At 46.1% G+C, this 24,501-nt stretch carries 18 protein-coding genes; 6 read left to right on the top strand and 12 right to left on the bottom strand.

What is annotated here, in order from left to right; translation table 11 throughout:
- Window positions 1-114 precede the first annotated feature (114 nt).
- A complete protein-coding gene (locus ABD960_RS02570) occupies window positions 115-1,290 on the top strand; it encodes an amidohydrolase family protein (protein WP_345329315.1) in 1,176 nt (391 codons plus the stop codon).
- A 56-nt stretch (window positions 1,291-1,346) separates the two neighbouring features.
- On the opposite strand, the gene ABD960_RS02575 is transcribed toward ABD960_RS02570, so the two are convergent.
- The 7 genes from ABD960_RS02575 to ABD960_RS02605 form a co-directional block, all read right to left on the bottom strand.
- The gene (locus ABD960_RS02575) at window positions 1,347-3,227 is read right to left on the bottom strand and encodes a DNA topoisomerase IV subunit B (RefSeq protein WP_345329316.1); all 1,881 of its coding nucleotides are present in this window, start codon (window positions 3,225-3,227) and stop codon (window positions 1,347-1,349) included.
- A 78-nt stretch (window positions 3,228-3,305) separates the two neighbouring features.
- Entirely contained in the window at window positions 3,306-3,989 is a 684-nt protein-coding gene (locus ABD960_RS02580) for a hypothetical protein (RefSeq protein ID WP_345329317.1), read from the bottom strand.
- Between the two features lie 98 nt (window positions 3,990-4,087).
- The gene (ftcD, locus tag ABD960_RS02585; RefSeq protein WP_345329318.1) at window positions 4,088-5,077 is read right to left on the bottom strand and encodes a glutamate formimidoyltransferase; all 990 of its coding nucleotides are present in this window, start codon (window positions 5,075-5,077) and stop codon (window positions 4,088-4,090) included.
- 17 nt (window positions 5,078-5,094) lie between these two features.
- Window positions 5,095-5,505 carry a DUF6157 family protein gene (locus ABD960_RS02590; RefSeq protein ID WP_345329319.1) on the bottom strand — a complete coding sequence of 137 codons (411 nt, stop codon included), beginning with the start codon at window positions 5,503-5,505 and terminating at the stop codon, window positions 5,095-5,097.
- Window positions 5,506-5,509: 4 nt separating this feature from the next.
- Window positions 5,510-5,977 (bottom strand): ankyrin repeat domain-containing protein, encoded by a 468-nt coding sequence (locus tag ABD960_RS02595; protein WP_345329320.1) that lies wholly within the window; start codon window positions 5,975-5,977, stop codon window positions 5,510-5,512.
- Between the two features lie 92 nt (window positions 5,978-6,069).
- Window positions 6,070-6,456, bottom strand: coding sequence for a DUF3037 domain-containing protein (locus ABD960_RS02600; RefSeq protein WP_345329321.1), 387 nt, complete (start codon window positions 6,454-6,456; stop codon window positions 6,070-6,072).
- Window positions 6,434-7,243, bottom strand: a complete 810-nt coding sequence (locus ABD960_RS02605; RefSeq protein ID WP_345329322.1) for a HipA family kinase — start codon at window positions 7,241-7,243, stop codon at window positions 6,434-6,436. The genes ABD960_RS02600 and ABD960_RS02605 overlap by 23 nt, the downstream gene beginning before the upstream one ends.
- 216 nt (window positions 7,244-7,459) lie before the next feature.
- Between ABD960_RS02605 and ABD960_RS02610 the strand changes: the two genes are divergently transcribed.
- Window positions 7,460-9,703, top strand: coding sequence for a S9 family peptidase (locus ABD960_RS02610; protein ID WP_345329323.1), 2,244 nt, complete (start codon window positions 7,460-7,462; stop codon window positions 9,701-9,703).
- A gap of 20 nt (window positions 9,704-9,723) precedes the next feature.
- Here ABD960_RS02610 and ABD960_RS02615 read toward each other — a convergent pair whose 3' ends face one another.
- Window positions 9,724-13,224, bottom strand: a complete 3,501-nt coding sequence (locus ABD960_RS02615) for a family 43 glycosylhydrolase (protein WP_345329324.1) — start codon at window positions 13,222-13,224, stop codon at window positions 9,724-9,726.
- A 658-nt stretch (window positions 13,225-13,882) separates the two neighbouring features.
- On the opposite strand from ABD960_RS02615, the gene ABD960_RS02620 reads away from it, so the two are divergent.
- From ABD960_RS02620 to ABD960_RS02630, 3 genes are read left to right on the top strand one after another with little or no spacing between them, the layout of a single operon-like run.
- Window positions 13,883-16,117 carry a heavy metal translocating P-type ATPase gene (locus ABD960_RS02620; RefSeq protein WP_345329325.1) on the top strand — a complete coding sequence of 745 codons (2,235 nt, stop codon included), beginning with the start codon at window positions 13,883-13,885 and terminating at the stop codon, window positions 16,115-16,117.
- 18 nt (window positions 16,118-16,135) lie between these two features.
- Window positions 16,136-16,348, top strand: coding sequence for a heavy-metal-associated domain-containing protein (locus ABD960_RS02625; RefSeq protein ID WP_345329326.1), 213 nt, complete (start codon window positions 16,136-16,138; stop codon window positions 16,346-16,348).
- Window positions 16,349-16,355: 7 nt separating this feature from the next.
- Entirely contained in the window at window positions 16,356-16,919 is a 564-nt protein-coding gene (locus ABD960_RS02630; protein WP_345329327.1) for a helix-turn-helix domain-containing protein, read from the top strand.
- 6 nt (window positions 16,920-16,925) lie between these two features.
- On the opposite strand, the gene ABD960_RS02635 is transcribed toward ABD960_RS02630, so the two are convergent.
- The 3 genes from ABD960_RS02635 to ABD960_RS02645 all read right to left on the bottom strand — a co-directional run bounded on the left by ABD960_RS02635 (window position 16,926) and on the right by ABD960_RS02645 (window position 18,978).
- On the bottom strand, window positions 16,926-17,522 hold the full coding sequence (locus tag ABD960_RS02635; protein ID WP_345329328.1) for a DUF4202 domain-containing protein: 597 nt from the start codon (window positions 17,520-17,522) through the stop codon (window positions 16,926-16,928).
- Between the two features lie 26 nt (window positions 17,523-17,548).
- Entirely contained in the window at window positions 17,549-18,130 is a 582-nt protein-coding gene (locus ABD960_RS02640; protein WP_345329329.1) for a TetR/AcrR family transcriptional regulator, read from the bottom strand.
- A gap of 98 nt (window positions 18,131-18,228) precedes the next feature.
- A complete protein-coding gene (locus tag ABD960_RS02645; protein ID WP_345329330.1) occupies window positions 18,229-18,978 on the bottom strand; it encodes an SDR family NAD(P)-dependent oxidoreductase in 750 nt (249 codons plus the stop codon).
- Window positions 18,979-19,186: 208 nt separating this feature from the next.
- Between ABD960_RS02645 and ABD960_RS02650 the strand changes: the two genes are divergently transcribed.
- Window positions 19,187-20,293, top strand: coding sequence for a WG repeat-containing protein (locus tag ABD960_RS02650; protein ID WP_345329331.1), 1,107 nt, complete (start codon window positions 19,187-19,189; stop codon window positions 20,291-20,293).
- Window position 20,294: 1 nt separating this feature from the next.
- Here ABD960_RS02650 and ABD960_RS02655 read toward each other — a convergent pair whose 3' ends face one another.
- A complete protein-coding gene (locus ABD960_RS02655) occupies window positions 20,295-24,350 on the bottom strand; it encodes a hybrid sensor histidine kinase/response regulator transcription factor (RefSeq protein WP_345329332.1) in 4,056 nt (1,351 codons plus the stop codon).
- Window positions 24,351-24,501 lie beyond the last annotated feature (151 nt).

Raw genomic sequence — 24,501 nt, forward strand, 5'->3', positions numbered from 1 at the left:
TTTTGTAAAATCATTTCTTTTTATTTGATTAAAAAACAACAACTAAAAGTTAATTGTATTAATTGAATGAGTAGGAGTTCAGGGGGAAGTTTTAGAAGATGCTAACAGATATCAATGAAAAGTTTTAGAGCCGATTACGTTTTTCCTGTTTATGCCGATCCAATAAAAAATGGAATTGTTACTGTTGATGATAATGGCAAGATACTATCCGTCACCAACGACCCTTCAACCATCCCCGGCGAAATAGAACAGTTAAGCGGGGTTATTTGCCCCGGGTTTATCAACACCCACTGCCACCTGGAACTTTCGCACATGAAGGACCGCATTGCGCCCGGTAGTGGTTTGGTCAACTTCGTGCAGGAAGTAATCACGATGCGCCGGAATGTAACTGCCGATGAGCAGGAAGTTGTAAATGCCGCCACTGCTGCCGATGAGATCATGTACAACAACGGCATTGTTGCCGTGGGCGATATTTCAAATACCGACGTAACCGCATCGGTAAAAAAACAAAGCAAAATTTATTACCATACTTTTGTTGAGGCCATGAGCTTTGTGCCCGAACGCGCGCAGGCCGTATTTGACCAGGCGCTGCAAACGCTCGACACGTTCAGGCCGCTTTCCGCGTCCATCACACCACATGCGCCGTATTCGGTTTCAAAGGAGTTATTCCGGCTGATAAAAAAACACAGTGATACCGGCAAGAACCTGATCAGCATACATAATCAGGAGTGCGAGGATGAGAACAAGTTTTATCGTTATAAGCTCGGCGCGTTTAATGATCTGTATAAGTTTTTAGAAATAGATATTGAATATTTTAAGCCGCAGGCGCGAAATTCCATTCAATCCATCATTCCGCTGTTGAGCAATAACCAGGATATTTTGCTGGTACATAACACCTGTACCAACCTGAAGGATATATACTTTGTTAAGCGTTTTGATAAAATGGTGAACTGGTGCTTTTGCCCTAATGCCAACCTTTATATTGAAAAGCGTTTACCGAAGATCAACCTGTTTATTGACCAGGGCTTCAACATTACCTTAGGTACCGATAGCATGGCCTCAAACCATACGCTTTCTATTTTGTCAGAGATGCTGACCATACAGCAACACTATCCGCAAATAAGCCTGGAACGCCTGTTACAATGGGCCACCATAAATGGGGCGAAGTTTTTAGGTGTAGATGACAGTCGGGGAACCCTTGAAAAAGGTAAAACACCCGGACTAAACCTGATAAGCGGACTTGATAACCTTAAAATAACACCTGATACGAAAGTGAAAAGGTTGATATAAAAACAAATGCCTGCTTTACTTAAGCAGGCATTTGTTTTTATGCTACAACTTTCAGATTAAACCGCTAAAGCTAATTCAGCTTCGGCTACAAGCGGATTAATACTTTCGTCATCCTTTTCAACACGCAGATTTTGTACGATGTGCTGCTGACGTGCCGGTGTGTTTTTACCCATAAAGTACTCCAGCAAACCTTTAATGTTGGCATCTTTCAGGATAACCGGGTCAAGGCGGATATCCTTCCCGATGAATAAACCGAATTCTTCCGGCGATATTTCACCCAAACCTTTAAATCGGGTTATTTCGGGCTTATTGCCCAATTTGGCAATGGCATTGCGGCGCTCTTCATCGCTGTAACAATAAATAGTTTCCTTTTTATTGCGCACGCGAAAAAGCGGTGTTTGCAGTATAGATACGTGCCCGGCCTTAACCAAGTCGGGGAAGAACTGCAAAAAGAAGGTCATCAGCAGCAGGCGGATATGCATACCGTCCACATCGGCATCGGTAGCTATCACAATGTTGTTGTAGCGCAGGTTATCAATACCGTCCTCTATATTCAGGGCATGCTGTAGCAGGTTGAACTCTTCATTCTCATAAACTACTTTTTTGGTTAGGCCGAAGCAGTTGAGCGGCTTACCTTTAAGACTAAATACGGCCTGCGTCATTACATCGCGCGATTTGGTGATGGATCCGCTTGCCGAGTCACCCTCGGTAATGAATAGCGTGGTTTCCTGTTTGCGCTCGTGGTTATCGTCAAAATGTACTTTACAATCGCGTAGTTTACGGTTGTGTAACGATGCTTTTTTGGCTCGCTCGTTAGCCAGCTTTTTAATACCGGCTATATCCTTACGCTCACGCTCTGATTGCAAAATGCGTTTTAATAATTCATCATGAACGGCCGGATTTTTATGCAAATAATCGTCGAGCTCTTTTTTTATAAAGTCGTTAATAAAACCGCGCACTGACGGGCCGTCCGGACCAACGTTCTGTGAGCCCAGCTTGGTTTTGGTTTGCGACTCGAATACCGGCTCCTGCACCTTAATGGCAATCGCCGCTACTATAGATGCACGCACATCGGCCGCGTCGAATTCCTTTTTATAGTACTCACGGATGGTTTTTACCACCGCCTCGCGAAAGGCGGCCTGGTGTGTACCGCCCTGCGTGGTATGCTGGCCGTTAACAAACGAATAGTATTCCTCGCCGTACTGCTGCCCGTGCGTCATGGCTATCTCTATATCTTCACCCTTCAGGTGGATGATCGGGTAGCGTAAGGTGTCAGGATTAGTGTGCCGGCTAAGCAGGTCATGCAACCCGCGTTCCGAGAAATATTTTTGACCGTTAAAGTTAATGGTAAGGCCCGAGTTAAGGTAAACATAGTTCCATATCATGTTCTCCACAAACTCCGGTATAAAGCGGTAATGCCTGAAAATGGTATCATCAGGCATAAAGTTGATGGCGGTACCGTTACGCTGTGTAGTTTCCTTTTCAGGCTCGTCACGAACAATTTCGCCCTTGGCAAACTCGGCTATCTTAGTACGCCCGTCGCGGTATGATTGTACAGTAAAAGCGGTAGACAGGGCATTAACCGCCTTGGTACCCACACCGTTCAAACCTACCGATTTTTGGAAGGCTTTACTATCATATTTACCGCCGGTATTTATTTTTGAAACGCAGTCGATCACTTTACCCAGCGGTATACCACGGCCATAGTCGCGCACGCTAACCTTATGGTCGCTCATGTTTATCTCAATAGTGCGGCCGCTGCCCATCACAAATTCGTCAATCGAGTTATCTACAATCTCCTTCAGCAATACATATATGCCATCGTCATACGCTGAGCCATCGCCCAGCTTGCCAATGTACATGCCCGGGCGCAGGCGTATGTGCTCTTTCCAGTCGAGGGAGCGTATGCTATCTTCACTATAATTCGGTTCAGCCATTTGTAAACATAGTTTATCAGGGTGCAAAAATACACCCGGTAACAACAAAAATAAAATTTCGGAAGAGTTACCGCGACTTTAATCTACTAACTTATTAACATTTGGCGGTATAGCCTTGAATTTGAGGCTGCTGCCCGCGCGCTCTACGTTCTTGTAAAATTCCGGGTCCTTTTGGTTGGTAAAGAAAACCATCAGTATAGTACCGGTATGAAACTTTTGTAACGCAATCAGCAAGGCGTACTGGTAATGCCTGGTTTCGGGCATGTCCTCAAGCGTTAATACATACGATCGGCCTGCATCAGCATTGTAACGCTTTAACGCGGCAGGGGGCAGCACACGTGCGAAAGCGTCACGCTGACCTGTAAAAGCAATAGCGTGCGCACGTGCGATATCCCGGTAAATCGAATCGGGATTGGCCAGCTTTAATTGCTCGTCGGTTTTAAAACGCTCGTAACTCGCCCAGTTTTGCTTTTGCGAACGCACCTGGTACCAAACTTCAAACTCCTGGCCCGGTATATCCATTGCGTAGTCAAAAGTAAAGTCTTCGTTATTTAAGGCGGGTATTTCCCTGAAGCCCTTAGGCGGAGTAAACCTTACGTTGGCGGCATTTAAAATGCTATCAAAAACGGCGTATTGGCCGCTTGTTTTAAGTTTAAGGTTGATTTTCTTTGTTTTACGAACCTGGGCTTCGGCGGGTGAGCATGTTACAAATAACACAATTAAAAGCGCAAGCTGTGTTACATGTTTAATAGATAGCCTCATTAATCTTTAGGTGATTACCGAATTTAAAACAAACAATCAGGAATTCAAAATAATATTCAACTGTTGTTTAAATTGTAACACAAGAGTTGCGAGGTTTTTCAGATTTCTAAAATGTACTCAATTACTCTCCGGTTCACATCAAATTCGCCCAACGCGCCCAACATCAATTCGTTTACGGCCGTTTGTACGAGCGAAGTTTCGTTTTGGTTATAATTTAATTCCCGTTTACCCTGGTAATACTTACCCGCTTCAAGCAGGCAGGTAAGCGGTATCAGGCCGATCAGTTCGCTGCCCGTAACTTCCGCACCGAGCTTTTGGGCTTGCCTGCGCACTTCCTCAAATACTAAATGAACCGGGGTGCGTTCAATATTGGTGAGGTTCATAGATACCTGCGCGGCATTATATTCATCCATATACCAGCCAATGGCCTTTACAAACTTAAGGCTGCCTGGCGTGCCCTTATAACCGCTCTCGCGCACGGCATAAGCAATTTTTTTTGCGATATCTACAGATGTAGTACCAAGCGTAATGTTATAAGCCACCAGGTAATTGCGCGCACCAATAACCGTTGCCCCGCGTTTGGCATCCATTTCGGCAGGGCCATAATCAGGCTGCCAGCCGGGCTGGTGTATCTTCTCAAAAAAATCTTCGTACTCGCCGGAGCGGATGATGGACAGGTTGCTCCGGCGCTTATCGGTCTGCGAATTTTCGTACAGGTAAACCGGTATCTGTAACTCATCGCCAACCCGGCGGGCCAACTTATCGGCGTATTGTACCACCTCATCCATGGTAATGCCGCGTACCGGTACCAGCGGACAAACATCGGTAGCGCCCATACGCGGATGCTCGCCTTTTTGGGTGCGCATATCAATCAGTTCGCCTGCGGTTTTAATGGCGGAAAAGGCAGCATCAACTACGGCCCGCGGCTCGCCCGCAAAGGTGATCACCGTGCGGTTGGCATCATGCCCCGGGTCAACATTAAGCAGGTGTACACCCTCAACACTGCTGATGGTATTGGCTATCGCGGCAATGGTATCGGCATTAATGCCCTCGCTAAAGTTAGGTACGCATTCAATAATTTGTTTCATAGGATGATGTGGAAAAATCAGGCCTTTTTCGAGCGCATGGCCTTTAACTGTTTAAGCTGCTTGTTATGGCTGTATTGTTCATATTCATCGCTGCCCAAACCATAAATGGCCACCTTCCCTTCCGCGTTGCTATGAATACCCCAGCCGTAACGCTTAGCCAATGTAGACGCACGCAAACAAGCCTGACCTTTCGAAAAGTATTGCTCACGCGCCGCCTGCTTTTCTGCTCCGCTGATGTTATTTTTCAACGCATAAGCCTCAAATACCACATCGTCCGAAGTAAACTCATACGGATGATGCGCCATCATATCAAACTGGATATTGGCTATTGATTTGTTATCGCCCTTTACCGGCGGAACATCGGCCGCTGTAACCGGGCAATCGTCGGCTACCTGGATGAAGGTATCGTAGTAATTAGTGCTATACATACAGCTATTTATCAGAAACCTTTTTATTGATTGAACTTTCAATTAAGGTAATCATTTCCGGATTTTTACTTTCTTTAGCAGCAGATAATACACTATTTCCCTGCTCGTCATTGGCATTTATATCAGCGCCGTGTGTTATCAAATACGTCGCTATTTCCAGATTGCCACTGTGTGCGGCGTACATGAGAGACGTGGTTTTAAAAGCATCTTTAAAGTTGACATCTGCTTTGTTGTCCACAAGCAGCTTAACTATTTTTACGTGCTTTTTTTGAACAGCTATTATAAGCTGACTCATTTTTAAAAAACCAACACCTTTTTGTACGTTAGGATCGGCCCCTTCTTTTAGATATTTCTCAACGCGTGCTGAATCGCCGTCGGATACAGCTTGAAATAATTTCTTATCTAATTCAGTTTGTCCGAAAGCCGTAGCAGCAAACAATGTAAATAAAAGTGCAGTGATAAGGTTTTTCATTTTGTTGTTTTAGAGCTGTGATTATAATTTGTTTTCAAGCAAATCATGTATAATTAAATTATTTATTGCTGTTTTATTGATAAGATCAGTTATTACAAAACCAATTTCTCAAACAACAACTTCAACTTTTGCGCCGGGTCACCATCGCATAAACCGGGGTGTGTTTTTGATGATTGTACCACCGTGCTGCGGGTAGCCGTTAACCACCTGAAACGTGATGCTACATCCAGCGTACCGATAGGCCCCCCGGCTTTACTGCCCAGGCTGATCTGCTCAAAGGCGGCAAAGTGATGCTTCAACTCGTCAATATCGAGGTCGCTGTACAGGGCTTTCAGCCGGTCGGCATCCAGCTTGTACTCAAAACCCAGGTATTTTTGCTTTGGGCAATACAATATTACCCCTACGTTTATAAATTCCTCGCGCTCTACCCTGGGTACAACACGCACTACGGCATACTCAAACAGTTGCGGCTCGGGCATGCTGTACCTCCTTTACAAAAACTTCCGACGCGGCAATGCGGCGGATCAAAAACTCATAATAAACATCCCTGCGCGCTTCGGGCTCCTCATTACCCAGCCAGCTAAGCGGTATCAGGTCAACTATGCTGCGGATGCGCTCATTGGTCAGGATGGCCTTAAAATCGGCGTCGGCCTGCTCAATTTGTGTGGCCAACGGCAGCAGCACATGGTCTTTTATCTGCGTAAACGGGCGAAGCGACATTTCCTGCCAATTATCCCACGAGTGGTGAAAGTATAACGATGCGCCATGATCTATCAGCCACAACTCCTTATGCCAAACCAGCATGTTGGTGTTGCGCGGGGTACGGTCAACATTGGTCAGCAGGGCATCCAGCCATACAATGCGCGAAGCCAACTGTTCATCCAGGCGGGTAACCACCGGGTCGAACGTGATAGCGCCCGACAGGTAATGCAGCGCCAGGTTAAGGCCAACGCTGGCTTTCAGCAAATCCTGTATCTCCTCGTCGGGTTCTGACCGTCCAAAGGCTGTGTCCAGGTTAGCGAATACCAGCTCGGGCACCCTGAAACCCAGCAGACGGGCAATCTCGCAGCCTATTAGCTCGGCAATCAGTGCCTTAACGCCCTGCCCGGCACCCCTAAATTTGAGTACATATAAAAAATCATCGTCGGCCTCGGCAATGGCCGGCAGCGAGCCGCCCTCGCGCAGCGGTGTAACGTAACGGGTAACGTTTACCGTGCGCAGTTCGGGCCTGAAATCCGCATTCTCCATCCGGCTAAAATAAGGCATTAATGTGAAATATACATTTTGCAAATGCCGCTTTGTAACAGCAATATAACAAAGCAGGATAGAATATTACCTGATGATTTTCGGATTTTAACCACTGCGCCTATAAGTTATGTTTTACTGCACGAGTATCGTAATTTACTGCCAAATTTCCCTGAACAAGTATTTAAACAGATGAACATCCGATCACTAATACCCTGTTTTGCCGCAACGGCGCTTATGTTTCAAACCGCATGGGCGCAGCAGCAAAAAAACGTGCCTTACATGCCTACGCAGCAGCAGGTGCTGCAATCATTCAGGCAGGCTAACGCATTAGATACCGCGCTGAAAAATATAGCCGTAGTAGCCAATGTAAATCCAAACTGGCAACCATCCGGAGATCGTTTTTGGTACAGGAAATCGCTTGATAACCGCGAGGTCGAATACTATATTGTTGATGCCGCTACAGGCAAAAAGCAAAAAGCATTTGACCAGGAACGCCTGGCCAAGGCCATTGAAAAGGTGACTGATAAAAAGGTTGACGGTAAAAGGCTTTGGATAAGCGATATGTTTTTTAGTAATGATAATGGTAGCATAACCTTTAAAAGCGGTGCCGACTGGCTGAAATGTGATCTTAAAAACTATAAGGCTGAAAAAACTACCAAGCCCGACCAGCAGGCTTATAACCCTAATCGCCCGCTGCAACGCCGCCGGTACCGCTGGAGTGGTTTTTATACCGATTCGGTATCGCCAGACAGGCAATGGACGGCGACGCAAAAGAAAGGCAATCTGGTCATAAAAAATAAAAACTCCGGCGAAGAGATTGCTTTAAGTACCGACGGAACGTCTGAGGTGCCTTATAACGAGTTTGCTTGGTCGCCTGACGGGAAGTATATCATTGGCTATCGTGTCACCTATAAGAAAATAAAGGATGTTTATTATGTGCTGAGTTCGGTTGAGGGCACCACCCGCGGCCAGTTACGCAGCCATGATTATGCCCAACCCGGTGATGATTTTACCAGCTATGAGCCTTTTATTTTCAACGTAAAAACAAAAAAGCAACTGAAGGTTGAGGCCGATAAGATAGACTTTTTTGGCGCGCCAGAACTACACTTCCGCGAAGGTAATAGCCGATACTTTACTTTTGAGAAGGTTGACCGCGGGCATCAGCGTTTCAGGCTGATAGAGGTGGATTGCCAAACCGGAAAAACGCGTAATATTATTGATGAACGTACCAAAACGTTTATTTATGAGCAGCGGATATTTACCTATTATCTGCCCAAAACCAACGAAGCGGTATGGGTAACCGAGCAGGATGGTTGGCGGCACGCTTACCTGGTAAATACACTTACCGGCAAGCAACAACTGATAACCAAAGGCAACTGGGTGCTGCGCGATATTGATAGTGTTGACGTACAAAAAAGGCAGTTATGGTTTAAAGGCAGCGGCATGAACGCTGGTGAGGACCCTTACTTTATACACTATTACCGCATTGGTTTTAACGGCAAGGGCTTAATTGACCTGACCCCCGGAAAAGGCAACCACCAGGTAACTTACTCGCCGGATAGAAAGTACATGATCGATGCTTACTCACAGGTTAACGTAGCGCCCGTGGTAGCTTTGCGCAATACCGCCACAGGTAAAAAGATAGCCGATTTAGAAATGGGCGATCTGTCAAAATTATTGGCTACCGGCGTTAAACTGCCAGAGGTTTTTGTGGCTAAGGCCCGCGACGGTAAAACGGATATCTGGGGTGTGGTTTATCGCCCGGCCAATATGGATCCGAACAAGGCCTACCCGGTTATTGAAAACATCTACGCCGGTCCGCAGGACTCATTTGTACCCAAAAATTTCGCAGCTGTTAACGAGATGCAGAGCATTGCCCAACTGGGTTTTATTGTAGTGCAGATAGATGGCATGGGTACGGCAAACCGCTCAAAGGCTTTTCATGACGTATGCTGGAAAAATCTGGCTGATGCCGGTTTTGAGGATCGTATTTTGTGGATGAAGGCACTTGCCGCTAAATATCCACAGGTTGACGTAAGTAGGGTAGGTTTATACGGCACCTCGGCCGGCGGACAAAATGCCGCGGGCGGCCTGCTGTTTCACCCGGAATTTTATAAGGTGGGCGTAGCCGCCTGTGGTTGTCATGATAACCGTATTGACAAGCAATGGTGGAATGAGCAGTGGATGGGTTACCCGGTTGGTCCGCATTATGGCGCGCAATCAAACATTACCAATGCAGCCAAACTTCAAGGTAACTTAATGCTGATCGTAGGGGAGGCCGATGAGAACGTTCCGCCTGAATCAACCCTGCGTTTCGCGGATGAGTTGATAAAGGCTAACAAGGATTTTGAGCTGCTGGTTATACCGGGCATGGGCCATAGCGATGGCGGTGTATACGGCCGCCGCAGTAAAAAGAATTTCTTTATCAAACACCTGCTCAAAACCGAGCCACCGGTTAGGGGTAGCGAAGGGATTTAATAAACAACAACTGCCGGGTTTTACCTGGCAGTTGTTGTTTTAGGCTGTACCAGTTTAAAATATTTAAATCTGCCATAAGCGCTGCGCCCGCCATAAATGGCCTGATACAAACCGATTTGAAGGGGTTTACCATCCAGATCAGGGCGCAGTACCGGGCTGCCGGGCAGGTTGTTCCAACGTTTACCATCATTACTGCCGCGCAGGTAAAACAAGTTGCCGCTGCACTGTATCTGCAAGTGCGGGTAAAAATCAAATCCCGATTGGTTATTGCTTTGCATACGGTTGCCGTTATGCAGGTTAGTAACCAGGTTGCCCACACTCCATGCGGTAAAAATACCGTTCTGTACCAGTTCGTCGGTTTTGTCTGAGCTATCTGTCGCCAGCCTAACCATTAAACCTGCTTCGTTTGATCCTGAAACTTTTTTCTCACGCAAGCCGCTCACATCAGTAACCTGAGTTTCGGCCACAAAATTACCGGTAACGGTTTTATAAAGGAACGGGCCATAAGGCTTATTCCCGTCCCATTTTGAGTCGGTTGATGCAAGCAGCAAGCCGCCGGTATCAACGGCTATTTGATCGGCCGTTTGCTGAGTGGCTTTGCCGATGAAATCTGCCCAAACCGTGCCCTTTGCGCCGGTGGTTAAATAGTTGTGCGGCTTGTTAAAATAATCGCGCAGCGTAATGAAATTCTTGGCCGATGTAGTTAACTTAAACGCTTTAGTACTTGCGGATATATTGCCCGATGCATCGCGCGTTTTTAAGGTGTAGCTGTAACCGGTGTTAGGCTGCAGGCCATCGTTCACAAAATAGGATTCGTTCGTCCACCCGCTTGATCGCCCACCGGCATGGCCGGTTGTTTCGGTAAAGTAATATTGCCTGCCGCTGTTGCCGGTGGTATCGGCCTGCATGGCAATCATGTCCGGACTTAATGCCTTTGGATTTTCAATTATCAATGGCGCTTTAGAAGGTGTCCTTAGTTTATTCTGCCATGCTGTGCTGAGCAAGTGCAGTTCGTTATTGCTAAGTGTTTCGTTAAATATGATCAATTCGGCAATGCTGTTAACAGGCACACGCTTGCCATCTATATCTATATCGGATGAAAGGGTATATCCATCATCATTTTTGATAAGCGGAGAACCAGCGGCAACCTCTTTACCATCCACAAATGATTTTGTATTGCTGCCGTTTGCCGCTATAGTTAGATAATGCCATCTTTCAAAACCGTCTATTGCTCCGTAAAAAGCCATGCCCAACGTGTAGGTTGGCAACGGTTGCCCGCTTTTTAGGTGGATGCTTTTGATATTTGCAACTGCCATCCGTCCGGCTACATCTTTAACTTCGAGGTCAGCGTTCCCGGAGAATCGTCCACCTGCGGCACCTTCGTTTACCCATTGGTTGAGTTGGCCATAATTTAGTTTAGACGCGTCGAAGTAGTAGCCGATAGGCTCTTTAGTAATAGCAGATGCCAAGGCTGTTACCGCCGAATCCGTAAGTGCATAATCATACACCTGCAAGGCGGATATAGCCCCGCTAAACCCGGTACGGCTATCATCCAACCCGCCGATCAGCATATTTTTGGCCGGGCGTAAAAAAAGCATCTTGCCTTCGCTGTTATCCGGCTTGCCGTCAATAAAAATTTTCTCGATACTGCCATTAAAGGTAACGGCTATGTGATGCCATTTAGCTGCTTCGGGCGTGTTGATATAAGCGATATCGCCCCAGCCCCAGTGCTGCACCGCGCCAAAATCCTTACTGCTACCGTAACCGAATATGGCGTTGCTCAGGTCGTAATCACCATTGGTCCAGGTAAGGTAAGGCTCTTCCGGTTGGATGGCAGGGTTATAGATCCAGGCCGATACGGTATAGCTGCTGTTACCGGTTAATGATAAGGGTACCTTAAAATCAGATCCCAGTCGTTCACTCCCGGTAAATACCAGCGCCTTGCGACCGGCTACCATGTCTGCTACCGGGGCATTGCTCCCCGCGGTGAAGTTGCCGCCCTGTTTGCCCTGGTTTGCCCACTTTTTAACCGCTTCGCCCGGCATCAGTTTATCAGCATTCACATCTACCAACATACCTTGATGTTGCACATCTGGTTGTTTGGCTGAGGCTATGATGTCGTTTTGAGGCAGCGCAAGATCGGTACCATAAACTTTTACATTCCATATCGCTTTGTACAGGCCGGGGTATTCCGTGTTATATATGGTGATCCGGATGTAGCGGGCTTTAACATTTGCTTTATCAACCATGGGGCTGCCATGTTGAAGGTTATCAGTTCTGTCGGCAAAGGTTTGCCATTGTTTGCCATCCGTAGAGTATTCAATCAAATATTGATAATACCAGGTAGGATATTCAAACTGGGTGAGTACGGTTTTCACCGTTTGGGTTTTACCCAGATCAACCTGCAGCCAGGCGGGGGATTGATTTCCGCCTGATTTCCAGAGGGTGCCGTTGTTGTTATCGAGGGCAAATTCCGGCTTAAAATCCTCACTGTAAAACGAAGAGGCAGTAACCGGTTTTTGGTAGGCCAGGTCGGGAGCCGTGATGGTATTTTTAGCCAAAAAGCCGATGCCTGTATGTGTCGGAATTACTTTTTCAATATTGCCATCTTTATCAAAAACCAATTTATCGGCACAAACCTGCCGGTGAAAGCCGCCGCCCGAATGCGGGTTGTTATGCCGGTGGTAAACTATATAATACTCACCATTAACCTCAATAACAGATTGATGGCCCGGGCCGTGTACCGTACCATCGGCATTGGTGGTAAGTATGGGGTTGTTTTTACCGTAGGTGAATGGCCCCATCGGGCCTTTGTTGCTCATTACATATTGCACACGGTAAGTTTCGTTTTCGCAATAGCCCGATGAATAGGTGAGGTAATAGATACCCTTGCGTTTAAACATGAACGGCGCTTCAAAAAAATCTTTAGCGATGGTGTTAGGCACCTTATCCAGCACCGAAAAGGTTTTCATATCGGCATTAAGCCTGCCAACGCCCGCGCCGCTGTTGGGGTATATTCCCCAGGTACCCCAGTGCATGTAAAACTGTCCGTCGTCATCCCTGAAGGTTTGCCCATCCAGCGTGATTACGTTGGGTACCATTAAGTTTGATACGATGGATATATTGTCCGCGTTCAACGGTGTCCAGGGGCCGACAGGGGTATTACTCCATGCACCAAAAATTTCAACGGGCTGGCAGTAGTACATGTAGTATTTACCATCATTACCCAAAGTAACATCGGGCGCCCAGATGAATTTGGTGGTTGGCCAGTTCATGTCGTGCATGATCCAGTTCACAAAATCCTTTGATGTCCATACCTGCGATGGGCCGTGGCCGCCGCCATTGCCATCGGTAGTGGCGTAAATGTAATAGGTGTCGCCAAATTTTTTAACGGTCGGGTCGGCAAAGTAGCCGGGGATGATCGGGTTGCCGTTACCCGGCTGCTGCGCGGCATTAGGCTGCGCAAATAATGGATAAGCAAACAGCATCAGTATCAGCAACAGGCAGGCGCTACGCGGCATATATAAATCAAGCTAAGTTTAAACCGACCAATGTAGTTAATGAAGTAAGTGGTTTTGTCGCTTAAATTAGCTGTTAGTAGCCGTTAATTATCTTAGTACCTCATCTCAGCCCTCTTAAAAGGTATTTAAAGAACTTTTCTACTAAGAAAACGAGTATAGGGCTGCCGGAAAACCGGGCCAAGGAGTATGGCCTGTGGGTGGAAGGTTTTTTCCGGCTTGACTTTTGGTTACTTTGTGTCTAAGACAAAGTAACTGGGCCCTGCGCCCAAGAGCAGACTGACGACGTATCAAGCACAAATATCCTGATAAAAGCACCATCATTGCTAATGAGCACAGGGATGTACTGACCCGAGCGTTAGTGGTTGTCACTTTCTTTTTTGCAGAAAAAAGAAAGTAACCAAAGAAGCCTTAGCGTAGCGATCTCATGAGCGCCAATAAAAAACAACAGCGAATAAACTGCCGGCTACGTCCTGCCCGGTGAAAGGTCGTGCTTTGGCAAGGCTTGTGCTGCTCCGGGCATTCCTGATGCCGGTAGGATTGGATATTTGCTGTTTGTGCTTTTGTATATGGTATGATAATTCTATAAATCTTTTACATAATGATGTAAGAGATGAGCGCATTGCTATGGGTAAATTTGTAATATAAATTAATGATCATTATGGCGGCACATAGTTTAAAAACACAAACCTTCCCGGTAACGGGCATGAGTTGTGCGGTCTGTGCAGGCAGTGTTGAAAGCATGGTAGGCGCGCAGCAAGGTGTTAAGGAAGCTGCCGTAAATTATGCCGCCCAAACCCTCAAGGTTACTTATAACGATGCCGAGGTAAACCCTGTAGCCATGCAAAAGGCGGTTCAATCCATCGGGTACGACCTGATAGTAGATACCGAGAACGCGACCGAAAAGCAGGCCGAAGCGCGGCAGGATCATTATAAAAAACTGAAAAATAATTTTATTTACGCGGCTATATTAACATTGCCTGTGGTGGTAATCGGTATGTTTTTGATGGATATGCCGTATGCCAATTACATTATGCTGGTGCTAAGCGCGCCGGTGTTGTTTGTGGCTGGTCGCGCATTTTTTGTGAACGCGTTTAAGCAGGCATCGCACGGCAAAGCTAATATGGATACGCTGGTGGCCATGAGCACCGGCATCGCTTTTCTATTCAGCCTGTTCAATACTTTTTATCCTGAGTTTTGGCACAGGCAGGGTTTACATCCGCATGTGTATTATGAGGCTGCTTCGGTAGTTATCGTGTTTATTATGCTGGGTAAACTGCTGGAAGAAAAAGCCAAATCGAACACCTCATCGGCCATAAAAAAACTGATGGGCTTGCAACCCAATACGGTTATAGTGTTAAAGAATGAGGCAGAGGTTGTACAGCCGCTTGCCGAAGTGAATGTTGGCGACATCATCATGGTTAAACCCGGCGAAAAGGTAGCGGTGGATGGCACGGTGACCGATGGCAATTCTTTTATTGACGAAAGCATGGTCAGCGGGGAGCCGGTGCCGGTTGAAAAACAAACAGGCGATAAGGTGCTGGCCGGTACCATCAACCAAAAAGGCAGCTTCCGTTTCCGGGCCGAAAAGGTAGGGGGCGATACCATGCTGGCGCACATCATAAAAATGGTGCAGGATGCCCAGGGCTCAAAAGCGCCAGTACAAAAACTGGTTGATAAAATCGCGGGCATATTTGTGCCCGTGGTAATTGGCATTGCCCTGTTAAGTTTTGCTGTTTGGCTGATAGCTGGTGGGCAGCACGCCTTAACGCATGGCTTAATGGCCTTGGTTACCGTGCTTGTTATTGCCTGCCCCTGCGCGTTGGGTTTAGCCACGCCAACCGCTATTATGGTGGGCGTAGGCAAAGGTGCCGAAGAAGGTATTTTAATAAAAGATGCCGAGGCGCTTGAACAAGGTCACAAGGTAAACGCTATCGTATTTGATAAAACAGGTACCCTCACCGTAGGTAAACCCGAGGTGAGCGAGTTGTTATGGAGCGATGCCGTTTCGGATAATATCTCAATCTTTAAAAGCATCTTTCTTAGCTTGGAGAAGCAATCCGAACACCCCTTAGCCGGAGCTATTGTGGCGTTTGATGATTTGAAAGATTCTTCAACTATTAAGCTTGATACTTTTGAGAGCATAACCGGTCGTGGTGTACAGGCAGCATATAACGGCGTAACGTATTATGCAGGCAGTCATAAACTGGTAGCCGAAAAACAGATCGTTGTGCCGGCTGACCTGGACGAGGCTATAGCCCGTTTTAAGGATGATGCCAAAACCGTTATCTACTTTGCTGATGGCAGGCAGGTGCTGGCCATTGCTGCTATCAGCGATGTTATAAAGGACGGATCGGCTGAGGCGATCCAGCAACTAACCCGGCAGGGCATTGAGGTATACATGCTTACCGGCGATAACCAGCAAACCGCAGCCGCCATTGCTAGGCAGGCCGGTATTAAACATTACCAGGCTGATGTATTGCCATCAGATAAAGCCGGTTTTATAAAACAATTGCAACAGCAGGGTAAAATTGTAGCCATGGCGGGCGATGGAATTAATGACAGCCAGGCGCTGGCGCAGGCTGATGTAAGCATAGCCATGGGTAAAGGCACCGATATTGCCATGGATGTAGCTAAAATAACCCTTGTATCGTCTGATCTTAGGCAGGTGCCAAAGGCTCTGAGATTATCACGCTTAACGGTGAAAGCCATACGGCAAAACCTGTTTTGGGCATTTATTTATAACCTGATCGGCATACCCATAGCCGCCGGTATACTATACCCGGTTAACGGTTTTTTACTTAACCCGATGATAGCGGGTGCTGCCATGGCTTTAAGTTCGGTATCGGTAGTGAGCAATAGCCTGCGGTTAAAATTTTCAAAACTCTATATTTAATTTTGTTATTCAACATATATGGAAACGCTAAAATTCAAAACCAATATAAAATGCGGTGGCTGTATAGCTGCTGTAACCCCTGCGTTAAACAGCCTTAAAGGTGTTAAAGACTGGCAGGTAGATGTAGCCACGCCCGAAAAGGTGCTGACCATAAACAGTGATGATACGCTATCCGAGCAAGCCATTATAGCCGCTCTTAAAGAAAAAGGCTATCAGGCCGAAAGCATTTAAATTAAGCATGGTGCTGCACATTAAAAATATGGTTTGTGATCGCTGCATCCTCGTTGTTCGGCAGCAACTGGAAAGCCTGGGCTTTGCGGTTACTGATATTGACCTGGGCAGTGCTACCGTACAGCCCGAACCGGATGCTGCCGCGCTTGCTGCCATTGCATCCGCATTAAAAGTATTAGGTTTTGAGCTGATAGATAACGAGAAGGACAAACTGGTTGAACGCATTAAAAACCTGATCATTGAAAAGGTGCACCATAGCGACCTAGCCGAGCAGCAGGTAAACTTTTCGGCTTACCTGGCTGATCATTTGCATAAGGATTACGGACAACTTAGCCGCCAGTTTTCGGACAGTGAAGATACCACCATCGAAAAATTTATCATCCAGCAAAAAATTGAAAAGGTAAAGGAGCTGCTTGAATACGGCGAACTCAACCTGAACGAGATTGCATGGAAAATGGGATACAGTAGCAGCGCGCACCTTTCCGCACAGTTTAAAGCGGTTACCGGTTTAACGCCAAGCCAGTTTAAAAGTAACGGCAAGGGCAGGCGTAAAGCGTTAGATAAAATATAAGTTGGTTTATTTAGCCATGCGGGTCAATGCCTGTTTAATCAGCTCCAGGCCACCATCAGAGTAAGGCAGTTGCAGGGCAAAGGCATGGCCGTGCGCATCCATCTTTAAAAGAGATTTGTACAGGATGTTCACCATCTTATCCGGGTCGCCCTCGTATTTTTTTCGGAAATCTTCATACTGATATTCAAGGAAAACAAGGCAGAGCGCGTTCTCCATGGTTTGTACATCCGCGTCAACCTTAATACGTTTCTTTAGGATGATTTCGCTCACACGGGCAATTTGTTCGTCGCTATAACCGGCCTGCTGCATTAGCTGGGCGGTAACAGTAGCATGATGCTGAGCAAGGTCTTTACGCCATTTCAAGTATGGTTCACGCCCTTCGGGATAACTCTCGCGGGGCATCTCCCAGCGGCCAATGTGCTGGCTGCGCGATGCTAAAAGCAGTTCCTCACCGGCCTCAGGCTGTAATTTTAGTACCCAATCATACAATCGTAAAGCATAAGCATACTCAACCGGGTAAGTAGTGCTGTCCCATTCCAGTGTACGCGGGTCGTGCATGTTATATTCGTCAAATAACCGGAATGCTTCTTTTAAGTTGCTCATAGCGCAAATTAACATTTTAAGCAGGATCAATCCAATACAGAGAGGGTGGTATTGATAATATCGTCAAAAAACGCCTTGTCGGTACTTGATTTTGCCAGCACTTGTATGCCCTTAACGGCGTTGTATAAAAAGCGGGCCAGCGCCCTTGCATCCTGTTTACTGGTAATCTCGCCGCGTTCCTGCCCTTTTTTTATAGCGATGTAAAAGCTCTCCTCAGTGCGCTGCTCGGTTTTGCAAACAATATCTCGGACCTCTGTATCATGCGGAGCAACCTCTACCTCGGCATTCACCATAAAACAGCCCTTTTGTTGCTCGTCGCTTAAAAGCGCGGTTGCGGTGTACTCCAGCATCTGGCGGATGGCTTGCCTGGCAGGTACCGGGCTGTTAGCTATATCGCACATGTGTTTACCACCCGCGTTTTGGTAATGCTCAAGCGCCTTTATATAAAGCGTGTGCTTATCGCCATAGGTATCGTACAGGCTCGAGCGGCTTATGCCCAGGGCATCCACCAAATCCTGCATAGATGTAGCATTGTACCCCTTATGCCAAAATGTGCATACGGCTTTTTTTAATACCTCTTCTTCATCAAAATCTTTACTACGTGCCATAACCGAAAAAGCTTTGCCCTTTAATGGGCAAAGCTAATTTATTTTTATATTAAATGTTTAACAGCCGTATATATAACCTGTTTTACGGCTGCCGCTGTTTAGCGTACGCCGCCGCTAACTATTAATATTTCGCCGGTTAACCAACGTGAATCGTCTGATGCCAGGAATACGGCAACAGGTGCAATATCATCCGGCTGACCGATACGACCGAGCGGTGTGGTTTTTGTAACTTCGTGGTGCATATCGCTACCGATCAAACCTGCAGTATGGGTGCCTTCGGTTTCAACCATACCTGGGTTGATGGAGTTAACGCGGATGTTTTTAGGGCCAAGCTCTTTTGAAAGTACTTTGGTAATCGCTTCAACAGCGCTTTTGGTAGCGGTATAAATTACACTGCCCGGCATATTCAGGTTGGTAATGGTTGAGCCGATGTTGATGATGCTGCCACCACTCTCGCCGAAGCTTTTAACCGCTGCCTGGCTGGCTTGCAATAAGCCCAATACGTTGATGTTGAACTGGCGATGATACTCGTTCGCATCAAAATCTTCAATCGAACCAAAGTTGTATACACCGGCATTGTTTACCAGTATATCAACCTGGCCATAGGCTTGTATGGTTTCGGCAAACAGGCGTTCAACATCCTCGGCTTTGGCTACGTCGCCTTGTACGGCGATGGCTTTGCCGCCAAGGCTTTCTATTTCAGCAACAACCTTATCAGCACCTTCTTTTGATGATGCATAATTTACTACAACGGCTGCACCAGCGGCTGCCAGGTCTTTCGCTATGCCTGCGCCTATACCTTTCGAAGCTCCGGTTATAACGGCAACCTTGTTCTCTAATTTTTTCATTGTGATTTTAATTTCTATTTTTGGAATAATCGTTCCGCAAATATATATTCAATTCGGAATGATTGTTCCGTAATAATGTCATCAGCGTTTAAGATGATAATTTGATGACTTTACAGGCCCTTCGAGCTTAAAATTCAACTCGCGTACTTTTCCATGTAATAAAAACCAGCTTCACATTGTTATAATAAAACCAATGATCTTACACCTCATGAAAAGCAGACTATTATCTCTTATCATAATTTTATGCATACCCTGCTTACTCTTTGGTCAGAATAAAGATACTTGGGTATCCTTTTGGAATGCCGACTCTACCTTGATCGGTTTTAAAGATTCGGCGGGTAAAGTCAGGATCGCGCCTAAATTTTCCGGACTAACATCCGGAGGTAAATTCAATAATATTATAGCGGTAACCGAAAGTACAAACAGCAAATGGTCATCATACTATCTCACAAAATCGGGCAAAAGGGTGGGTAAGGAGCAGCTATATGTTTTTGACAATACGCCCGACTGTGAAAGCGAAGGCTTTATTCGTTTCAGGGATAGCGCTACACATAAGGTAGGTATGTTCAACGCAAACGGAGATGTTGCCATCCCGGCGGAATATAATAATCTGACGCCTGTAGCCAACGGATTAATCATAGCCCAAAGCGGTGGCACTTTCGATGCAAGTAGGATAGATGAACATAACCAATACCCGTGGACAGGCGGCAAAGAAGTATTGATTAACAGGCATAATAAATTATTGATAAACGATTTTAAATATGATGAGGATCTGAATTTGTATTCGCTGATTATTTTAAAAAAACCGAGCAATGATTCGTTAAGAGAAAGTTTTAAGGCTGTAAACGGTGAGTATTATTCATTTATAAATTTCGACAGGGAATTTAAATCATGGTTAAAAGATTCATTGCTGAACAACTTAACCCCCGGTAACCTGCTTAAGCTATGCGATGATTCTGTTTACAATTGGGGTAACAGTGAGCAATGGGAAAAAAAGATCAAAGAAGAATTCATTGATCATAAATTCAGTGTTATAAGGCCTCTTTTGCTCAATCTGAATAACCCTGCCTGCAAATATCAGGTGTTTACTGATAGTCTTAACCCGTTCATTTTTGATTACAACTCAAAAGCGTTTGAAAAATATTTTGATGACTGTGGAGCGGCGTTATATAGAAAATACCCGTTAAAAAAAATCGTGATCACTTACCATATAAACGGTGATATACAGCAGGATCATTTTGATTTTTTGCGCACAGACGAAGGTTACAAATTAATAGCCGTTAGTTTGCGGAGTAACGCAATTAACAGTAATTAAATCACTCCTTGTTGTCCAGCTCCTGCAAATATTGGGAAGGGGTTTTGCCAAATTCTTTTTTAAAGGCTTTGGTAAAATAGGCCTGTGTTTGTATACCCACCCGCAATATTACTTCGGCAATTGATATTTCTTCATGCGTAAGTATGTGCCTCGCTTTATTGAGCCGCACGGTACGGATAAACTCAATGATGGATTGACCGGTAAGTTGCTTAATTAACTCATAAAGTTTGGTGCGGCTCATATTGAGTGTGTCGCACAGGTATTGTACATCCAGCAGGGGATCGGCAATCCGGCTTTCAATAATCCTGATCAGGTCATTAATAAACTGCCGGTCTTTTTCGTTGCGCGCGGCATCCCTGGCTTCGGCGGCATAATCCTCGGTGTAACGGTTTTTGAGACGGCTTTGCCGGTTAAAAATATTGTTGATGGTTAACAGCAGCAGGTTGATGCTTACCGGCTTTGGCAAATAACTATCCGCGCCCGAACCGATTCCCTCTAACTGCGCTTCAAGCGCGTTGCGTGCGGTGAGCATTATAAACGGAATATGCATCGTATGCTGATCCTGTTTAATATGCCGGCAAAATTCCATACCGTCCATTTCGGGCATCATTACGTCGCTAATAATCAGGTCAGGGGCTTGCGCTTCCACTTTGGCCAATCCCTCGCGGCCGTTACCGGCTACTGTTATCCTGAAATGTTTTTGCAGCGAATCCTGCAAAAAGTTGCGTAGCTCGATGTTATCATCAACAAGCAAAATATTTTTTAAATGATGCTTACCGCCATGATCGTCTGTTTGTTCAATCGCGTTTTCTTCGGTGTATTCAAAATAATCATCATTACTAAAAAGGTCAGCGGCGGTATCGGTATTCCCCTTCCAGCGCTCCGCGGCACCATAGTCATGTTCTGATATAGGCAGCGCTATCAAAATATCGGTGCCGCTGTTGCGTTCGCTGTATACCTTGATGTAGCCTTTGTGCAGCAGCGTTAGCGTTTTAACAAAAGCAAGCCCGATGCCCGAACCCAGATGGGCAGATGTAATGCGGTAATAGCGTTGAAAAAGGTTAGGCATTGACTCTGCTGTAATACCCACGCCCGTGTCCGCCACCACAATATACATGTAGGCTTTACCGGCGTAAGCATTTTCAATTTTAAGTTCGTTGGCAAAACGCGGGGCAAACTGGTCCAGGTCAAACAGCAACTTTACTGATACCTGGCCGCCATTGTTGGTGTATTTCAGGGCATTGTTAATCAGGTTAAGCAATATTTTTTCAAGCACCTGCCTGTCAAACAAAACCGTTTTTCCAACAGTGCCGGTATCAACGTTAAAGGCAATTCCTTTTTGCTGTGCCCAATTGTTAAATTCTCCGGTGATTTCCTGTAAAAACAAGCCAATGTTACCCGGTGCTACTTTAAGGCGCAATGCGCCTGATTCGGCCTTACGGAAATCCATCAGCTCGCTTACCAAATGCATCAGCCTTTTGGCGTTGCGGTAAATGGTGCCATGTGCCTGGGCCAGCTCTGTACCGAGTTTTTGCTGATCGCTGTTAATGAGGTTTTCAACCGGCCCGAGTATGAGGCTCAGCGGCGTTCTGAACTCGTGCGATATATTGGTAAAAAACTGAAGCTGGGTTTGGTGTATCTCCTCCCGTTTTTGCTCCTCAAGCTTTTTGAGTTGTTGCTGATGCCTGTAGCGTAAAAAAATGTACACCGCTGCCCCGGCAAACAGCGCTACCAGTACCTTAAACCACCAGGTTTGCCACCATGGCGGCGTTATAACTATGGTGAGGTTAACCCCTTTATTATTCCACAAGCCGTCGTTATTGGCGGCTTTTACATGGAAGGTGTATGTGCCCGGGTCAAGGTTGGTATAAATGGCCTTGTTGGCCTTGGTGTACACGTAATTTTTATCAATGCCCGAAAGCTTATAGGCATACAGGTTGTTTTGCGGCGCTATATAATTTAGCGCAGCGAAAGAGAATGAGATACTTGATTGCTGATAATTCAGTCGTAGGGTTTTAGTTATGCTGATATCCTGTTTAAGTGGTGTACCGGGGCCTATAAAAACCTCTTTATTAAATATCTGGAAACCGGTTACGTATACAGGCGGCACGTAAGGGTTAGCCCTGATCTTATCCGGATAGAAAGTATTGAAGCCGTTTATGCCACCAAAATACATTTCGCCGTCGCGGGCTTTCATAAACGCGTTTACCTCAAATTCCATGGCTTGCAAACCGTCGGCTGTATTGTAGGTGGTTGCCGCGTTGGTTTCGGGGTTAAAACGCAATAATCCGTTTGAGGTAGATATCCATAGCTGCCCGCTATTGTCTTCGGTTATCCCTTTTATAAAAACATGGTCGAGCCCGGCGTTTTTGGTAACAACGCGAAATGTATCAGCCTTTCTATCGAATACATACAAGCCCGAGTGGCCAACCCATAATCTTTTTTTACTGTCAGAAAATATTACCCGTATATCGGGCATGCGCGATCCTTGCGTAAAATAGTGCTTAAAGGTGCCGCTCTTTTTTTGATAACGGTTCAAGCCGCCGTCATCTGTACCAATCCACAGGTCAGTATAGGCATCTTCATTTATGGTTACAATATTGCTGCCGCTTAAAACGGAGTTTCCGGTGCCTTTCGTTACCCGGGTGAATATGCCACTCTCCGGTTGAAAAATATTTAAACCGCCAAAATAGGTACCTACCCAAAGCTTGCCCTCCCTGTCCTGGTAAACCTTTTGTACAAAGTTTGATGATAACGACGTAGCGTCGCCCGTTTTGTTCATGAATCTTGTGAAGCCTTGTGTTTGCGGATTAAATAAATTTAGACCGCCGCCCCAGGTAGCTATCCACACCCGGTTTTGCTTGTCCTCGGTCAGGTCGAGCACCGCGTCAGATCCAAGGCTGCTATTGTCATTAACCTTATTATTGTAAACCCTGAAGGTGTTGCTTGCCTTATCAAACAGGTTTAACCCGCCACCGTCAGTACCAATCCATATACGGCCAAGGTGGTCTTGCTCAAAGCACTTTACATCATTGTAGCTAAGCCCCTTGCCTGATGGTTGCTGCCGGTAAACCTTGAACTTACGGGCCTTTGGTGAGTATACATTTACGCCGCCGCGGTGGGTGCCTATCCAATAGTTGCCCTGCCTGTCCTCAAACAGGGCACTTATGGTACGCTGCGATAAACCATCTTCAAATCCTGCGCGATAGGTGTACTTTTTAAATCCCTTTGTCGAGGGATCAAAAATGTTAAGTCCGCCGTTTATGGTACCCACCCAAATTTGGCCCCTTTTATCGGCAAGCAAGGCCAATATCAGGTCGCTGCCCAAGCTATTCGGGTCGGCATCGCTATGGCGGTAAAAAGTAGGTTTGTTTTTGGCTATGTTATAACTGATCAATCCATTACTTTCTGTAGCAAGCCATAAATTGCCGTTACCGTCCTGTTGTATGCTGCTGACCGCGGTATTGAAGATCGGCTTGCCTTTGGCGGTATAATTGACGAGTCCGCGTTCGGTGCCGAGCCAGACATTTTTTTCACTATCCTGAGAGATGCAATTTACGGCGCCTCCGGTATACATCAGTTTGAATGTACCGCTTGATCGATTCATCAGGTTAAGCCCGGCGTTAGTGCCAATCCAAAGGCGCTTTTGTGCATCTTCAAATATGGCATTCACCCGGTTTCCGTGTAAGGCAACGCCCGGCTGATCTTTACCTACATAAGCCGTAAACGTGCGTAGGCGGTTGTTGTATTGATTAAGTCCGTTGCTGGTACCCACCCAGAGGTTATTTTCGCGGTCGGTATATAAACAGGTAATAAAATTGTCGCTAAGCGAGTTCAGCCTGCCCGGCACGTTTCTGAACACGGTGATCTGCCGCCCGTCATACAGGTTAAGGCCGTCACGCGTGCCTATCCACATAAAACCCCGTTTATCCTGAATGATGGCCTGTATGGTACTGTTTGATAACCCTTCGTTGTTGCCGATGTGATCAAATACCATATCCTGCGCTTTAACGGTACCCGCCAGCGTTAAAAACAGCCAGGTACATATAATGTACATGGCACCGGTAATTAATTTTCTACAAAGGATTGAGGGCATTCAGATTTTATAACGGGCTAAATTTAGGTAACATTCTTTTAAATATGTCCGGTTGACGGTAATCGCGCTTAATATTATGCTGACGTTAGACTAATGTTATACAAAAAGCCTG

The sequence above is a fragment of the Mucilaginibacter defluvii genome, from assembly GCF_039543225.1.
Taxonomy (GTDB): Bacteria; Bacteroidota; Bacteroidia; order Sphingobacteriales; family Sphingobacteriaceae; genus Mucilaginibacter; species Mucilaginibacter defluvii.

Bases quoted from the DNA above. Each gene is read 5' to 3' on its own strand.
- ABD960_RS02575 (WP_345329316.1), bottom strand. From the start codon at position 3,227: ATGGCTGAACCGAATTATAGTGAAGATAGCATACGCTCCCTCGACTGG.
- ABD960_RS02600 (WP_345329321.1), bottom strand. From the start codon at position 6,456: ATGCCCGAGCCGCAACTGTTTGAGTATGCCGTAGTGCGTGTTGTACCC.
- ABD960_RS02655 (WP_345329332.1), bottom strand. From the start codon at position 24,350: ATGTACATTATATGTACCTGGCTGTTTTTAACGCTGGCGGGTACCGTT.
- ABD960_RS02580 (WP_345329317.1), bottom strand. From the start codon at position 3,989: ATGAGGCTATCTATTAAACATGTAACACAGCTTGCGCTTTTAATTGTG.
- ftcD (WP_345329318.1), bottom strand. From the start codon at position 5,077: ATGAAACAAATTATTGAATGCGTACCTAACTTTAGCGAGGGCATTAAT.
- ABD960_RS02610 (WP_345329323.1), top strand. From the start codon at position 7,460: ATGTTTCAAACCGCATGGGCGCAGCAGCAAAAAAACGTGCCTTACATG.
- ABD960_RS02625 (WP_345329326.1), top strand. From the start codon at position 16,136: ATGGAAACGCTAAAATTCAAAACCAATATAAAATGCGGTGGCTGTATA.
- ABD960_RS02615 (WP_345329324.1), bottom strand. From the start codon at position 13,224: ATGCCGCGTAGCGCCTGCCTGTTGCTGATACTGATGCTGTTTGCTTAT.
- ABD960_RS02635 (WP_345329328.1), bottom strand. From the start codon at position 17,522: ATGAGCAACTTAAAAGAAGCATTCCGGTTATTTGACGAATATAACATG.
- ABD960_RS02630 (WP_345329327.1), top strand. From the start codon at position 16,356: ATGGTGCTGCACATTAAAAATATGGTTTGTGATCGCTGCATCCTCGTT.
- ABD960_RS02590 (WP_345329319.1), bottom strand. From the start codon at position 5,505: ATGTATAGCACTAATTACTACGATACCTTCATCCAGGTAGCCGACGAT.
- ABD960_RS02640 (WP_345329329.1), bottom strand. From the start codon at position 18,130: ATGGCACGTAGTAAAGATTTTGATGAAGAAGAGGTATTAAAAAAAGCC.
- ABD960_RS02595 (WP_345329320.1), bottom strand. From the start codon at position 5,977: ATGAAAAACCTTATCACTGCACTTTTATTTACATTGTTTGCTGCTACG.
- ABD960_RS02620 (WP_345329325.1), top strand. From the start codon at position 13,883: ATGGCGGCACATAGTTTAAAAACACAAACCTTCCCGGTAACGGGCATG.
- ABD960_RS02605 (WP_345329322.1), bottom strand. From the start codon at position 7,243: ATGCCTTATTTTAGCCGGATGGAGAATGCGGATTTCAGGCCCGAACTG.
- ABD960_RS02570 (WP_345329315.1), top strand. From the start codon at position 115: ATGAAAAGTTTTAGAGCCGATTACGTTTTTCCTGTTTATGCCGATCCA.
- ABD960_RS02650 (WP_345329331.1), top strand. From the start codon at position 19,187: ATGAAAAGCAGACTATTATCTCTTATCATAATTTTATGCATACCCTGC.
- ABD960_RS02645 (WP_345329330.1), bottom strand. From the start codon at position 18,978: ATGAAAAAATTAGAGAACAAGGTTGCCGTTATAACCGGAGCTTCGAAA.